Genomic DNA, 14,073 nt, shown 5'->3' on the forward strand with positions numbered 1-14,073 from the left:
GCTCGGTTACGGCATACTGGGCCCGGTGTGCGGACTGCTTGCCCTGGTTACAGACCCCGCCGGCACAGTTACCCCCAACATCGTCGAGGCGGTGGCGGGCGCGTCGCATCTGATGCGGCACCGGGGCCCCGACGAGCCAGGAACCTGGTCTGATGACCGGGTCGTGCTGGGGTTCAACCGGCTTTCGATCATCGACATCGCGCACTCCCACCAGCCGTTGCGTTGGGGTCCGCCCGAGGAACCTGATCGCTACGTGTTGGTGTTCAACGGCGAGATCTACAACTACCTGGAACTACGGGAAGCGTTGCGTTCCGAGCACGGCGCGGTCTTCGCCACCGACGGCGACGGCGAGGCGATCGTGGCCGCCTATCACCATTGGGGCACCGCGGCGCTGAGCCGGCTGCGCGGGATGTTCGCGTTCGCGCTGTGGGACACCAGGAACCAGGAGTTGTTCTGCGCCCGCGACCCATTCGGCATCAAGCCGCTGTTCATGGCCACCGGGCCCGGCGGCACCGCCGTCGGCAGTGAGAAGAAGTGCCTGCTGCAGCTGGCCGCGGAGGTCGGCATCAATCTGGCCATCGACCAGCGCGCCGTGCAGCACTACACGGTGCTGCAGTACGTGCCCGAGCCCGAGACGCTGCACCGCGGTATCCGCCGGCTCGAATCCGGCTGTTACGCGGTGATCCGCCCCGGCGAGCAGCCCCGCGTCAGCCGCTACTTCGTGCCGCGGTTGACCGCCCGCCCGTTCACCGCGGGCAGTGAACAGGCCCGCTACGACGAGATCACCGAGGTCCTGGAGGACTCGGTGGCCAAGCACATGCGCGCCGACGTGACCGTCGGGGCGTTTCTGTCCGGCGGTATCGATTCGACCGCGATCGCCGCGCTGGCCATCCGGCACAATCCCCGACTGATCACCTTCACCACCGGTTTCGAGCGGGAAGGCTTTTCCGAGGTCGATGTGGCGGTGGCCTCGGCGGAGGCGATCGGCGCGCGGCACGTGGCCAAGGTGGTCAGCCAGTCCGAGTTCGTGGCTGCACTGCCCGAAATCGTCTGGTACCTCGACGAACCCGTGGCCGACCCGGCGCTGGTGCCGTTGTTCTTCATCGCCCGCGAGGCCCGCAAGCACGTCAAGGTGGTACTGAGCGGCGAGGGCGCCGACGAACTGTTCGGCGGGTACACGATCTATCGGGAACCGTTGTCGCTCAAGGGATTCGACTACCTTCCCCGGCCAGTCCGTAGGACGCTGGGCCGGGCGTCGCGGCCGTTGCCGGAAGGCATGCGCGGCAAGAGCCTGCTGCACCGGGGCTCGCTGACCCTCGAGGAGCGCTACTACGGCAATGCCCGCAGCTTCTCCGACGATCAGCTGCGCGCGGTGCTACCGGGTTTCGATCCGGGCTGGACGCACACCGACGTCACCGCCGGAATCTACGCCGAGTCAGCCGACTGGGACCCGGTCGCTCGCATGCAGCACATCGATCTGTTCACCTGGCTGCGCGGCGACATCCTGGTCAAGGCCGACAAGATGACGATGGCCAACTCGCTGGAACTGCGGGTGCCGTTCCTGGACCCCGAGGTGTTCGCCGTGGCCTCCCGGCTGCCGTATGACCAGAAGATCACCCGCACCACCACCAAGTACGCGCTACGCCGCGCACTAGAGCCGATCGTCCCGCCGCACGTCCTGAACCGGGCCAAGCTGGGCTTCCCGGTGCCGATCCGGCACTGGTTGCGGGCAGGCGAACTGATGGACTGGGCCTACGGGATGATCGCCGCTTCGCAGGCCGGCCATCTCGTCGACATCGCCGCGGTGCGCGCCATGCTCGACGCGCACCGCGCTGGCGAGGGCGATCACAGCCGCCGGCTGTGGACGGTGCTGATCTTCATGCTGTGGCACGCCATCTTCGTCGAGCAGAGCGTCGTGCCGAAGATCAGCGAGCCGCAGTACCCCATCGAGCTTTAGGCAAGCGCAGCCGAAATCTCGTCGGCAGCTTCAGGGCCATAAGCGTCCTTGATGCGCGCAATCCCGGCGTTGCGGTCCCAGGTCCACTCCTGCGGACCCGGTGCCTCCAGCACCAGGGTGGCGACCAGCGACGCGAACTGCGCCGCGCGTTCCAGGCTCAGTCCGACATCGCGGCCGGTGAGGAATCCGGCGCGGAAAGCGTCGCCGATACCGGTCGGGTCGTCCTTCTGCGTCTCAGGCACCACGTCGACGTGGATGAAGGTGCCGTCGCGGCCGACGAGGTCGACACCGTTGGGGCCCAGCGTCGTGATGCGCAGCTGAATCTGGCTCATCACTTCGGCTTCCGACCAGCCGGATTTCTGCAGCAGCAGATCCCACTCGTAGTCGTTGGTGAACAAATAGGTGGCGCCGTCGATGAGCCGACGGATCTCGTCACCGGAAAGGCGGGCCAGCTGCTGGCTGGGATCGGCGGCAAACGCCAGGCCCAGCGCCCGGCACTCCTCGGTGTGCAGGAACATCGCCTCCGGATCGTTGGCGCCGATGATCACCAGTTCCGGTGCACCGCTTCGCTCTACGAGATCGGCGAGCTTGATGTCGCGGGCCTCCGACATCGCGCCCGGGTAGAACGACGCGATCTGAGCCATGTCCTCATCGGTGGTGCAGACGAACCGGGCCGTGTAGGCGGTCTTCGACACCAGGACGTGCGAGGTGTCCACCCCATGTGATTCCAGCCACTGCCGGTACTCGTCGAAGTCCGAGCCGACGGCGCCGACCAGCGTGGGGTTGCCACCGAGCAGGCCCATCGCGTAGGCCATGTTGCCCGCGACACCGCCGCGGTGCACCACCAGATCGTCGACCAGGAAGCTCAGCGACACCTTCTGCAAGTGCTCGGCCAGGAGTTGTTCGGAGAACCGCCCGGGAAACCGCATCAGGTGGTCGGTGGCAATGGATCCGGTCACCGCGATCGTCACGGAGGGCCCGCCCTTCATTTGCTAATGGGACTAGCCCCGCTCGGTGCGCTAGCCTGCGTACAAGAGCCGACTATATGGCCCGGCATCGGCCCCGTTGCGACGGGTGCTTGAAGTTTCGGCCTACGCGAAGAGCCCAGGGAGACTTATCGATGGCTGGCCCGATTCCGCCGCATCAGCAGGCCGGGGCCGTGGGTCAACCCAATCTTGGGCCACCCCCGTATTCCGAGCCCTACCCCGACGAGCCCTACGGCCGCCCGGGAATGGCCGCCCAGGGGCCCTATCCCGGCGTGCACCCGGGGGCATTGCCGCCGCCGGTGGTCTACCCGAAGCCGCGTCGGCGGCTGGGGCTGTGGCTGGGCCTGGGCGCGCTGGTGCTGGTGGGCGCCATCGTGGCGGGGGTCCTGACCATCCGCACCGGCGAACCCAGCACGACAGCGGCCGGCGGATTCACCGAGGCGTCGGCCAAGTCCGCGATCACGGGCTACCTGACCGCGCTGTCGAAGGGCGATACCGAAACCATCGCGCGCAGCAACTTGTGCGGCATGTACGACGGCGTGAAGGACCGCAAGTCCGATCTGGCGCTGGCCCGGCTGGCCAGCGACGCTTTCCGCAGGCAGTTCTCCGGGGCCGAGGTGACCTCGATCGACGCGATCGTGCCGTGGTCGAACTACCAGGCCCAGGTGCTGTTCACCATGAAGGTGGCGTCTTCGGGCTCACGCGGCAATCGCGGCGAGGAGCAGGGCGTGGCGCAGTTGCTGCGCCAGGGCAATCAGCTGCTGGTCTGCTCGTATCTACTGCGAACGGCCGCCCAGTACTGACTGGACGGCCGCTGGCAGGACGAGCGGGATTTCGTTTTCTCAGTTGAATGAGTCGCCGCAGGCGCAGGAGCCGGTGGCATTCGGGTTGTCGATCGTGAAGCCCTGCTTCTCGATGGTGTCGACGAAGTCGATGGTGGCGCCCTGGATGTAGGGGGCACTCATCCGGTCGACGGTCAGATTGACGCCGCCGAACTCACTGATCAGGTCACCGTCGAGGGTGCGGTCGTCGAAGAACAGGTTGTAGCGCAGGCCGGCGCAGCCACCGGGCTGGACGGCGATCCGCAGCGCCAGGTCGTCGCGACCCTCCTGGTCCAGCAGCGCCTTGGCCTTGGCGGCCGCGGCATCGGTCAGGACCGCGCCGTGGGTCTCGGTTGTGGTCGACTGATCGGAAACAGTCATTGCGTCTCCCTAAAAGCTGATGTCTGTGTGGGTTGCCGTGAGGTGCTAGCCCACCTGGTCAACGGTACCTTGTCCGGGCGCTATTCCCGAGTTGATGCAGCGCCCAGCTCGGCCGCGGTCCGGCGGGCCAGTCCGGTGAGCTGGTTGGCGGCGTCGTCGATGGCGACCTGCACCGACCCGGCGAAGTCGGCGATCGCGTGGGCCGCGGCGATCCCCGCCTCGTCCAGCACCGCCGGCGCCAGGGTGACCTGCCCGGCCAGCACCAGCACCGGGATACCGCGGGCCACGGCGCCGCCGGCCAGTGCGCTGACCACCTTGCCGTGCAGGGACTGGTCGTCGAAGCGGCCCTCTCCGGTGACGATCACGTCGGCGGCCGCGATGTCGTCGGCCAGCCCGGTGAATTCGGCGATGACGGCCGCCCCGGATTCGCGCCGGCCGCCCAGGGCCAGCAGTGCGGCGCCCAGTCCCCCGGCCGCACCCGCGCCGGGCAGCGGGCTGACCGTGTCACCTGCCAGCGCGTCGAGTTCGGCCGCCCAGGCCGTCATCCGCTGCTCGAGAACCTCCACGGTCGCCGGGTCGGCGCCCTTCTGCGGGCCGAAAATCCGCGCCGCGCCCATCGGACCCAACAGCGGGTGTTCGACGTCGGTGGCGGCGACCAGCTCGACGGCGGCGAGCTTCTCCTTGGCCTGGGCAAGCCCGCCGAGGGCCTCGATGAGCCCGCGCCCGCCGTCGGTGCAGGAGCTACCGCCCAGGCCGACCACGATCCGGGTCGCGCCGGCAGCCAGCGCGGCGTCGACCAGCTGGCCCACCCCGCGGCTGTGCGCGGCGACCGCGGTGTCCGCGGTGGGCGGCCCACCCAGCAGCGCCAGTCCGCAGGCCTGCGCGCATTCGATGTAGGCCGTCAAGGTCCGGCCGTCATACACCCATTCGGCATCCACGTACCCGGCCAGCGGACCGGACACCCTGGTGTGACGGACATCGCCGAGTCGGCCGGCCAGCACGCCGACGAAGCCTGGGCCACCGTCGGATTGCGGCGCGAGGGTGAGTTCATCGGACGGCCGGGCTTGGCGCCAGCCGGCTGCGATGGATTCGGCCGCTTCCACGGCTGTCAAGCTGTCGCCGTAACAGTCCGGCGCAATCACCACCCGCATTCGTGCAGGGTAGCCTGACACGCGTGAAGCTGCTGGGCCGCAAGAAAGACGAGGGCGACGCCAACGCCGAACCGATCGAGGCCGATGTGCCCGTCTCCTCGGCGGGCACCACCGCGCCCAAGGGCAAGCCCACCCCGAAGCGCAGCGAGTCCGCCAAGCGCCGTGGGCCGGTCGCCCCGGCGCCGATGACGTCTGCCGAGGCACGCAAGCGCCGCAAGGAGATGCGTGCCACGCTGACCAAGGAGGAGCGCAAGGCCGAGAAGGCTCAGCGCCGCACGGCGATGAACGAGCGGCGTGAGCGGATGATGTCGGGCGACGAGGCCTACCTGCTGCCCCGCGACCAAGGTCCGGTGCGCCGCTACGCGCGCGACATCGTCGACTCGCGGCGCAACATCCTCGGGCTGTTCATGCCCGCGGCACTCGGCCTGATCTTCGTGATGCTTGCCGTGCCGCAGGTTCAGCTGTTCATCTCCCCGGCGATGCTGGTGTTGATGGCGCTCATGGCGGTCGACGGAATCCTGTTGGGCCGCAAGGTCAACAAGGCAGTCAACGCCAAGTTCCCCGATAACGCCGAAGGATCGTTCAAGCTCGGGATGTACGCCGCGGGCCGGGCCTCTCAGATGCGCCGGATGCGCGCGCCGCGACCGCAGGTCGAGCGCGGCGCCAAGGTCACCTGATCCGACCAGACGCGGTGCGCACGCTGGTGCTCGGCGGAATCAGGTCGGGCAAGTCACGTTGGGCTGAGGAGATCATGGCCGGCGAGTCCTCGCTGCGCTACGTCGCCACCGGCGCGCCAGCCGACTCCGATCCGGCCTGGGCACAGCGGGTCGCCGCGCATCGCGATCGAAGGCCGGCATCGTGGAGCTCGATCGAAACCACCAATGTGGCGGCTCTTCTGCACGCCGGTCCACACACCGCGACCCTGGTCGACGATCTCGGCGGCTGGCTGACCGCCGCCCTGGACCGCCGGGGCTGGGATGGCGGTTCGGTGGCCGCCGACGTCGACGAGCTGGTGGACGCCGTCGACGGGTTCTGCGCCCCGTTGGTGTTGGTCAGCCCGGAGGTGGGCCTGACCGTGGTGGCTGCAACGGCGTCTGCCAGGCGCTTCACAGATGAGCTCGGCACACTCAACCAACGACTCGCCCAGTGCTGTGAGCAGGTGGTCCTGGTGGTTGCGGGACTTCCGATCTGGGTCAAACCGACGAAGGCGTTGAACTGATGGAATTTCCCGCGGTCACACCGCCAGACTCCCGTGCCGCCGCCGCGGCACAGCGCAGGCAGGACATTCTCACCAAACCGGCCGGTGCGCTCGGCCGGCTCGAGGACCTCTCGGTGTGGGTGTCGGGCTGCCAAGGACTTTGTCCTCCACAGCAATTCGAGCGCGCCAGGGTGGTGGTTTTCGCCGGTGACCATGGCGTGGCCCGCACGGGTGTGTCGGCCTACCCGCCGGAGGTCACCGCGCAGATGGTGGCCAACATCGACGCCGGCGGCGCGGCGATCAACGTGCTGGCCGGTATCGCGGGCGCATCGGTGCGCGTCGTCGACATCGCGGTGGACTGCGAGCAGCCGCTGACCGAGGCGATCGGCGCGCACAAGGTCCGCCGGTCCAGCGGCAACATCGCACTCGAGGACGCCCTGAGCACCGAGGAGGTCATCGCCGCACTCGAAGCCGGCCGGCAGCTCGCCGACGACGAGGTCGACGCCGGTGCCGATCTGCTGATCGCCGGCGACATGGGCATCGGGAACACCACGGCGGCGACGGCGTTGATCGCGACGCTGACCGACACCGAGCCGGTCGCGGTGGTGGGCCGCGGCACGGGCATCGACGACGCGGCGTGGGTACGCAAGACGGCGGCGGTGCGCGACGCGATGTTCCGGGCCAGGCAGTTCCGTCCGGATCCGGTTGGGCTGCTGCGCACCTGCGGCGGCGCGGACCTGGCCGCGATGGCCGGCTTCTGCGCGCAGGCCGCGGTGCGGCACACTCCCCTGCTGCTCGACGGCGTGGTGGTGACCGCGGCCGCGCTGGTCGCCGACCGGATGGCCCCCGGCGCGCGGGCCTGGTGGCAAGCCGGGCACCGGTCGACCGAGCCGGCGCACACGCTGGCGCTGGCCCACCTGGACTTGGTGCCGATCGTGGACCTTGGCCTGCGGCTGGGTGAGGGCACCGGCGCCGCGGTGGCGCTGCCGGTGCTGCGGGCGGCCGTCGCGACGCTGGCGTCGATGGCCACCTTTGAGGGCGCCGGCGTCTCCGAGCGCGCATCGCACTGACTGTGTTTCGTTCGCTGGCAACCGCTTTCGCCTTCGGGACGGTGTTGCCCGTCCCGCTACGGGGTGCGGTGGTCGGCCGTTCGGCGATGACGGCGCTGCCGGTGGTCGGCGGCGCCCTCGGTGCGCTGGCGGCCGGGGTGCTGTGGGTCGGCGCGTGGGCCTTCGGCGCACACAACCCGCTGGCCGGGGTGCTGGCCGTGGCCGCGCTGCTGCTTGCCACGCGGGGCCTGCACATTGACGGGTTGTCCGACACGATCGATGCACTGGGCTGTTACGGACCGCCGGACCGCGCGCTGCAAGTGATGCGAGACGGAACGGCCGGCCCGTTCGGCGTCGCGGCCGTCGTCGTCGTGGTGGCCGCGCAGGGTCTGGCGTTCGCCACCGCGCCCTCGGGATGGACCGGCCTGCTGGCCGTGGTGACCGCGCTGGCCACCGGCCGGGTGGCCGCGGTGCTGGCCTGCCGGCGCGGGGTGCCCGCCGCGAGTGACAGCGTGCTGGGCGAACAGGTGGCGGGCAGTCAACCGGTCGCGGTCGCGCTCGTGTGGGTTCTACTGGTCGCAGGGTTGGCGAGTGTGGCGACGCCGCAGGTGTGGCAGGGACCGGTGGTGGTGCTGGTCGCACTGGGGCTGGCCATGATCCTGGTGGCCCACTGCGTGCGCCGCTTCGGCGGTATCACCGGCGACGTGCTGGGTGCGGTGATCGAGCTGACCACGACGCTGACGATCGTCGGTTTGGTTGCACACGCCTAGCTGAGCCGGGCCATCCAGCCATGCGTGTCGGCGAAGGTGCCGCGCTGGATGCCGGTCAGCGTGTCGCGCAACGCCATCGTCACCTCACCGGGCTCCCCGTCGGCGATGGTGAATTCGCCGTCGCCGTACTTGACGTGCGAGACCGGGGTGATGACGGCGGCGGTGCCGCAGGCGAACACCTCGGTGATCTCGCCGGCGGCGGCACCCTTGCGCCACTCCTCGACATCGATCTTGCGTTCCTCGACGCCGAAGCCGGCGTCACTGGCCAGTTGCAGCAGCGAATCGCGGGTGATGCCGGGCAGCAACGAGCCGGACAGTTCCGGGGTGACCAGCCGTGCCGAGCCGCCGCTGCCGAAGACGAAGAACAGGTTCATCCCGCCCATCTCTTCGATGTAGCGGCGTTCGATCGCGTCCAGCCAGACCACCTGATCGCAGTTGTGCGCGGTCGCTTCGGCCTGCGCCAGCAGGGAGGCGGCGTAGTTGCCGCCGAACTTCGCCGCGCCGGTGCCGCCCGGGCTGGCCCGCACGTAGTCGGTGGACAGCCACACGCTGACGGGTTTGATCCCGCCCTTGAAGTACGCACCGGCCGGTGAGGCGATGACCAGGTAGCGGTATTCGGTGGCCGGCCGTACCCCCAGGCCGGGCTCGGTCGCGATGACGAACGGCCGCAGATACAGCGACGCCTCGCCGCCTGCGGGCGGCACCCACTGGTTGTCGACAGCGATCAGCTGGCGCAACGATTCGACGAACAGGTCTTCGGGCAGCTCGGGGATGGCCAGCCGGCGCGCCGACGTGCGCAGCCGCGCCGCGTTGGCCTCCGGGCGGAACGACACGATGGATCCGTCCGCCCACCGGTAGGCCTTGAGGCCTTCGAAGATCTCCTGCGCGTAATGCAGGACGATGGCCGACGGGTCCAGCTCGATCGGGCCGTACGGGACGACGCGGGCGTCGTGCCAACCCAGTTCATCGGTGTAGAGCACCGACACCATGTGGTCGGTGTGGAACCGGCCGAAGCCGGGGTCAGCCAAAATTTGTGCCCGTACCTCGTCGCTCGCCGGATCTGCATTGCGCTCAACCGTGAACTCGAGGGGGCCGTCTGTCATAGCCGAAATTGTAGACCGGGCCGCTAGCCGATTTCCCGGGTCGCTTCGCTCCTGCCCGCCGCTAGCCGATTTCCCGGGTCGCTTCGCTCCTGCCCGCCGCTACCGAGTTTTGACCTCGACGAACGGCGGCTTGACCACCTCGCACTCCAGTGCACGGCCGCGGACGTCGACGTTGACCAGCGCACCGTCGTCGATTCCGGCGTCGGCGTCGATGAGGGCAAGGGCGATACCGACTTTCAGCGTCGGCGAGAACGTCCCGGACGTTGTGACGCCCACCGGCTCAGTGCCATCAAGCACGGTCAGATCCTGGCGCAGTACGCCCCTGCCGGTCGCGCGCAGGCCGCGCAGCAGACGACGCGGGCCGGCTTCTTTCTCGGCCAGCAGGGCTTCGCGGCCCCAGAACGCATCCTTCTTCCAACCGATCGCCCAGCCGCAGCGGGCCTGCAGCGGCGAAATGTCCAGCGACAGCTCGTGGCCGTGCAGCGGGTAGCCCATTTCGGTGCGCAGGGTGTCGCGTGCACCCAGCCCCGCGAGTTGTCCACCCGCGCCCTGTACCTCGGCAACCAGGGCGTCGAACACCACCGGCGCGGAGTCCCACGGCGGCAGCAGCTCGTAGCCGTGCTCGCCGGTATATCCGGTGCGACAGACCCGCACCGTGATGCCATCGACCTCCCCGTCCCCAAAGCCCATGTAGTCCATGTCGGTGGGCAGGCCCAACGCAGTGAGTACATCGCCCGAGCGGGGGCCCTGAACGGCCAGCACGGCATACGAGCGGTGCTCGTTGGTGACTGAAATACCAAGTGGCGCAGCCGCTTGCAGGGCGTCGACCACCGCGGCGGTGTTGGCGGCGTTGGGTACCAGGAAGATCTCGTCGTCGCTGACGTAGTAGGCGATGAGGTCGTCGATCACCCCGCCGTCCGGCGTACAGCACAGGGTGTACTGCGCCTTGCCGGGACCGACCCGGCGCAGATCGTTGGTGAACGCGGAGTTCACGAATTCCGCGGAGCCCGGGCCGACGACGAGCGCCTTACCGAGGTGGCTGACGTCGAACAGGCCGACCGCTTCGCGGGTGGCGGCGTGCTCGCCGACCGTCCCGGCGTAGGAAACCGGCATCAGCCAGCCCCCGAACGGCGCGAAGGTGGCGCCCAGCGCGCGGTGCTGACTGTCGAGCGGCCCTAGCAACAGATCGGATGTGTCGGTCACGGCCAACAACACTAATCCCCCGCGATTAGGGTGAATCCTCGTGAGCACTGAAGCCGGCTACCTCGCCCCCACCGTCACCGTCGCGACCTCGCTGCCCAAGCGCGCCCTGGGGGCCGTCTTGATCGTCCCCGTCGTGACCGGCCTGGGCGGGGAAGGCAGCGACGGCTCCGCCACCGTGGTTGGCGGACCGTTCCTCGACGCCGAGACCATCGGCGAGATCCAGGTGAGCCTGCGGGCCTTGGGCGCCAAGGGCGGCGCCGAGCAGCTCACCCGCCTGCATGTGCCGTCGCTCGCGGTGGGCAGCGTCTTGGCCGTTGGGCTCGGCGCCGACCGTGACGAGTGGCCGGCCGAGGTGATCCGGCGCGCCGCTGGAGTGGCGGCCCGCTCGCTGTCCGGTGTGGAGACCGTCATCACCACGCTGACCGAGTTGCACCTGGAGGCCGCGGTCGAGGGGCTGATCCTGGGCAGCTACCGGTTCACCGAGTTTCGCAGCGCCAAGACCGCCCCGAAGGAAGCGGCCCTGGCCAAGATCGTCGCGCTGAGCACCGCAGCCGGCGCCAAGAAGGACGCCGCCCGGGCCACCGCCATCGCGACCGCGGTGGCTACCGCCCGCGATTTCGTCAACACCCCGCCCAGCCACCTGTTCCCGGGCGAATTCGCCAAGCGCGCCAAGGCCCTGGGCGAGGCGGCCGGCCTGGAGGTCGAGGTGCTCGACGACAAGGCGCTGGCCAAAGCCGGCTTCGGCGGCATCGTCGGGGTCGGCCAGGGCTCGTCGCGCCCGCCGCGCTTGGTGCGGCTGGTGTACCGGGGCGGGAAGGGCAAGAAGGCGAAAACCGTCGCCTTGGTCGGCAAGGGCATCACGTTCGACACCGGCGGCATCTCGATCAAGCCGGCCGCCTCGATGCACCATATGACCTCGGACATGGGCGGCGCCGCGGCGGTGATCGCCACGGTCGTGTTGGCCGCCAAGCAGGGCCTGCCGCTCGACGTGATCGCCACGGTGCCGATGGCCGAGAACATGCCGTCGTCGACCGCACAGCGCCCCGGTGACGTGCTGACCCAGTACGGCGGGATCACCGTCGAGGTGCTCAACACCGATGCCGAGGGGCGGCTGATCCTGGCCGACGCCATCGTGCGGGCCTGCGAGGACGACCCGGACTATCTGATCGAAACCTCGACGTTGACCGGCGCGCAGACCGTTGCGCTGGGCGCGCGTATCCCCGGCGTCATGGGCAGCGACGAGTTCCGTGACCGGGTGGCCCGGATCTCGCAGGACGAGGGCGAGAACGGCTGGGCGATGCCGCTGCCCGACGAGCTCAAGGACGACCTCAAATCGAGCGTGGCCGACCTGGCCAATGTCAGCGCGCAGCGGTTCGCCGGAATGCTGGTCGCCGGGGTCTATCTGCGCGAGTTCGTCGCCGACGATGTGCAGTGGGTGCATATCGATGTCGCCGGTCCGGCGTACAACACGTCAGGCCCGTGGGGGTACACCGGCAAGGGCGGCACCGGGGTGCCGACCCGAACGATGTTCGCGGTCCTGGAGGATATCGCCGTCAACGGCTAGCCCAGCGGGAAGTCGATGCCGTGCTCGGCCAGCGGGCGCGGGTGGTCTCGGTCATGCTTTGACCTTGGCAGCCGGGCTCGCGACTGACATCACCACAGGCCGCCATCCGGTCTTACCGGCTCGCCGCTAAGACGGCCTAGATGAGCTTCTGGCGCGCGGCGCTGCGCATGATCTGCGGGGCGACGCGCGAGGTGCCGTACAGCAGGTAGGCCTCCGGGGCGACGGGCCGGATCGCCTTCTTCTTGACGACGGACTCGACGATCGCCTTGGCCACCTTCTCTGGGCCGTAACCGCGCTTGTCGAACCCGGCGGCGACCTGCTTTTGCCGGGCCGCCACGGCGCCGGCCTTGCCTGCAGGCGCATCCCAGCGCGTGGTGTGGATGATGTTCGTGTTGATCACACCCGGACAGATGGTGGTCAATCCGATTCCGGCGGAATCTAATTCGGCACGCAGACAGTCGGAGAACATGTAGACCGCCGCCTTCGACGTGCAGTAGGCGTTCATCGCTTGCAGCGGCGCGTATGCCGCCATCGACGAGACGTTGACGACGTGACCACCCAGACCGCGGTCGACCATCCGGTTGGCGAACGACCGGCAGCCGTTCACGACGCCGCCGAGATTCACCTCGAGCACCCGATCCCACTCTTGTGCTGGAGTGTCCAGGAATGAGCCCGCCTGGCCGATGCCGGCATTGTTCACCACGACGTCGGGCACGCCGTGCTCACGACAGATCCGTTCGGCGAATTCCTCAACAGCCTCGGCGTCGGACACGTCGAGCACGTAGGAGTGCGCGACGCCGCCACTGCCGCTGATGTCGGCGGCGGTCTTCTTCACACCGGCCTCGTTCAAATCACTGACCACCACCTCGGCACCCAGTCGGGCGAACAGCAGCGCCGTCTCGCGGCCGATGCCGCTGCCGGCGCCGGTGACCGATACGAGCATGTCGCCGAATTGCTTTCGCGGCCGATTGACCTGGGCGCGCAACAGCGCACGGCTGGCCGGCTTGCCGTCGAGGTGCTCGGCAAGCTCGGTGACGGCCGCCGCCAGCACCTGTGGGTGGGAGAACGGCGACCAATGCTTGGCGCGGATATCGCGGCGCCACAACCGCGGCGCCCAGCGCGCGGTGTCGTCATAGACATAGGGCCGCACGTAGGGGTCGTCGAGGTTGACGATCAGCTGCACTGGGACGTGGACGTAGCGGTCGTTGCGGACCCGAAGCAACGAGTGAAAGAAGTTGGCGCGGTATATCTTCAAGCCGTTGGCGGCGTCGGAGGTGTAGGTCTGCCCGTAGTGCCGCTGCTCGACGGGAATACCCCGGTTCAGCAGCTGCTTCAGCGGCGCGGCGGCGGCACGCATCAGCGCCGGGGCCAGGACAGGTATGGAGAATCCCGCCATGTAGCTCAGGTGGGCGGCCTGAGACAGTGCGCGGGCGAACAGCTTCGGTCGATACGGCCGCTTGAGGCCGTCGCGGACATAACGGCTGAAATGGTCGGCGCCCGGGCCGGACACCGAGGTGAACGACGCCACCCGGTCGGCCGCTTCGGCGCGGGCCACGTACTCCCACATGGTGGCCGAGCCCCAGTCGTGGGCCAGCACGTGCACGGGCTGGCCGGGGCTGAACTCGGCGATGACCGCGGCGAAGTCGTCGGCGAGGTGAGCCATCGTGTAATACGAGAACGACTTGGGTCCCGACGAAGCGCCGGCGGCACGGTTGTCGTAGCGGATCACCCGGAACGTGGGGGCCAGCAGCGGCACCACGGCGTCCCACAATGCGTGCGAGTCGGGCCAGCCGTGGACCAGGACGACGGTCGGGCCGTCGGGGTTGCCTTCCTCGTAGACCGCAAGCCGGGTTCCGTCGTTGCCGTCGACATAACGCATGGTCATCAGGA

At 69.0% G+C, this 14,073-nt stretch carries 13 protein-coding genes; 7 read left to right on the top strand and 6 right to left on the bottom strand.

Going from position 1 to position 14,073, the window contains the following annotated elements; all coding sequences use genetic code 11:
- Window positions 1–25: 25 nt before the first annotated feature.
- Window positions 26–1,957 carry an asparagine synthase (glutamine-hydrolyzing) gene (gene asnB / locus G6N38_RS29340; protein WP_163751579.1) on the top strand — a complete coding sequence of 644 codons (1,932 nt, stop codon included), beginning with the start codon at window positions 26–28 and terminating at the stop codon, window positions 1,955–1,957.
- Here the strand turns inward: asnB and G6N38_RS29345 are convergent.
- Entirely contained in the window at window positions 1,954–2,928 is a 975-nt protein-coding gene (locus G6N38_RS29345; protein WP_163752566.1) for a carbohydrate kinase family protein, read from the bottom strand. The two genes, asnB and G6N38_RS29345, sit on opposite strands and share 4 nt — an antisense overlap.
- 149 nt (window positions 2,929–3,077) lie before the next feature.
- Here G6N38_RS29345 and G6N38_RS29350 point away from each other — a divergent pair, with 149 nt between their 5' ends.
- A complete protein-coding gene (locus G6N38_RS29350; protein WP_163751580.1) occupies window positions 3,078–3,746 on the top strand; it encodes an Rv0361 family membrane protein in 669 nt (222 codons plus the stop codon).
- 39 nt (window positions 3,747–3,785) lie between these two features.
- On the opposite strand, the gene G6N38_RS29355 is transcribed toward G6N38_RS29350, so the two are convergent.
- Both G6N38_RS29355 and G6N38_RS29360 read right to left on the bottom strand, forming a co-directional pair.
- Window positions 3,786–4,145 carry a HesB/IscA family protein gene (locus tag G6N38_RS29355; protein ID WP_163751581.1) on the bottom strand — a complete coding sequence of 120 codons (360 nt, stop codon included), beginning with the start codon at window positions 4,143–4,145 and terminating at the stop codon, window positions 3,786–3,788.
- An 80-nt stretch (window positions 4,146–4,225) separates the two neighbouring features.
- Window positions 4,226–5,296 carry a glycerate kinase family protein gene (locus G6N38_RS29360; protein ID WP_163751582.1) on the bottom strand — a complete coding sequence of 357 codons (1,071 nt, stop codon included), beginning with the start codon at window positions 5,294–5,296 and terminating at the stop codon, window positions 4,226–4,228.
- Window positions 5,297–5,370: 74 nt separating this feature from the next.
- On the opposite strand from G6N38_RS29360, the gene G6N38_RS29365 reads away from it, so the two are divergent.
- Genes G6N38_RS29365 through G6N38_RS29380 form a run of 4 tightly spaced genes read left to right on the top strand, consistent with a single transcriptional unit; the run spans window position 5,371 to window position 8,313 of the window.
- Window positions 5,371–5,973, top strand: a complete 603-nt coding sequence (locus G6N38_RS29365) for a DUF3043 domain-containing protein (protein WP_407663032.1) — start codon at window positions 5,371–5,373, stop codon at window positions 5,971–5,973.
- Between the two features lie 14 nt (window positions 5,974–5,987).
- Complete coding sequence (locus G6N38_RS29370) at window positions 5,988–6,515, top strand: bifunctional adenosylcobinamide kinase/adenosylcobinamide-phosphate guanylyltransferase (protein WP_163751584.1); 528 nt, start codon at window positions 5,988–5,990, stop codon at window positions 6,513–6,515.
- Complete coding sequence (gene cobT / locus G6N38_RS29375; RefSeq protein WP_163751585.1) at window positions 6,515–7,564, top strand: nicotinate-nucleotide--dimethylbenzimidazole phosphoribosyltransferase; 1,050 nt, start codon at window positions 6,515–6,517, stop codon at window positions 7,562–7,564. The genes G6N38_RS29370 and cobT overlap by 1 nt, the downstream gene beginning before the upstream one ends.
- Before the next feature lie 2 nt (window positions 7,565–7,566).
- Window positions 7,567–8,313, top strand: a complete 747-nt coding sequence (locus G6N38_RS29380) for an adenosylcobinamide-GDP ribazoletransferase (protein WP_163751586.1) — start codon at window positions 7,567–7,569, stop codon at window positions 8,311–8,313.
- On the opposite strand, the gene G6N38_RS29385 is transcribed toward G6N38_RS29380, so the two are convergent.
- A complete protein-coding gene (locus tag G6N38_RS29385; RefSeq protein WP_163751587.1) occupies window positions 8,310–9,416 on the bottom strand; it encodes a branched-chain amino acid aminotransferase in 1,107 nt (368 codons plus the stop codon). The genes G6N38_RS29380 and G6N38_RS29385 overlap by 4 nt on opposite strands.
- A gap of 99 nt (window positions 9,417–9,515) precedes the next feature.
- Entirely contained in the window at window positions 9,516–10,631 is a 1,116-nt protein-coding gene (gene gcvT / locus G6N38_RS29390) for a glycine cleavage system aminomethyltransferase GcvT (RefSeq protein WP_163751588.1), read from the bottom strand.
- A gap of 28 nt (window positions 10,632–10,659) precedes the next feature.
- On the opposite strand from gcvT, the gene G6N38_RS29395 reads away from it, so the two are divergent.
- Window positions 10,660–12,183 (top strand): leucyl aminopeptidase, encoded by a 1,524-nt coding sequence (locus tag G6N38_RS29395; RefSeq protein ID WP_163751589.1) that lies wholly within the window; start codon window positions 10,660–10,662, stop codon window positions 12,181–12,183.
- A gap of 136 nt (window positions 12,184–12,319) precedes the next feature.
- On the opposite strand, the gene G6N38_RS29400 is transcribed toward G6N38_RS29395, so the two are convergent.
- Window positions 12,320–14,068 carry an SDR family oxidoreductase gene (locus G6N38_RS29400; RefSeq protein ID WP_163751590.1) on the bottom strand — a complete coding sequence of 583 codons (1,749 nt, stop codon included), beginning with the start codon at window positions 14,066–14,068 and terminating at the stop codon, window positions 12,320–12,322.
- Window positions 14,069–14,073: the final 5 nt, after the last annotated feature.

Origin of the sequence: Mycolicibacterium helvum, from assembly GCF_010731895.1 — a bacterium.
Taxonomy (GTDB): Bacteria; Actinomycetota; Actinomycetes; order Mycobacteriales; family Mycobacteriaceae; genus Mycobacterium; species Mycobacterium helvum.

Excerpts from the sequence above, each read along its gene's own strand:
- cobT (WP_163751585.1), top strand. The coding sequence starts at position 6,515 with ATGGAATTTCCCGCGGTCACACCGCCAGACTCCCGTGCCGCCGCCGCG.
- G6N38_RS29350 (WP_163751580.1), top strand. The coding sequence starts at position 3,078 with ATGGCTGGCCCGATTCCGCCGCATCAGCAGGCCGGGGCCGTGGGTCAA.
- G6N38_RS29400 (WP_163751590.1), bottom strand. The coding sequence starts at position 14,068 with ATGACCATGCGTTATGTCGACGGCAACGACGGAACCCGGCTTGCGGTC.
- G6N38_RS29355 (WP_163751581.1), bottom strand. The coding sequence starts at position 4,145 with ATGACTGTTTCCGATCAGTCGACCACAACCGAGACCCACGGCGCGGTC.
- G6N38_RS29385 (WP_163751587.1), bottom strand. The coding sequence starts at position 9,416 with ATGACAGACGGCCCCCTCGAGTTCACGGTTGAGCGCAATGCAGATCCG.
- G6N38_RS29360 (WP_163751582.1), bottom strand. The coding sequence starts at position 5,296 with ATGCGGGTGGTGATTGCGCCGGACTGTTACGGCGACAGCTTGACAGCC.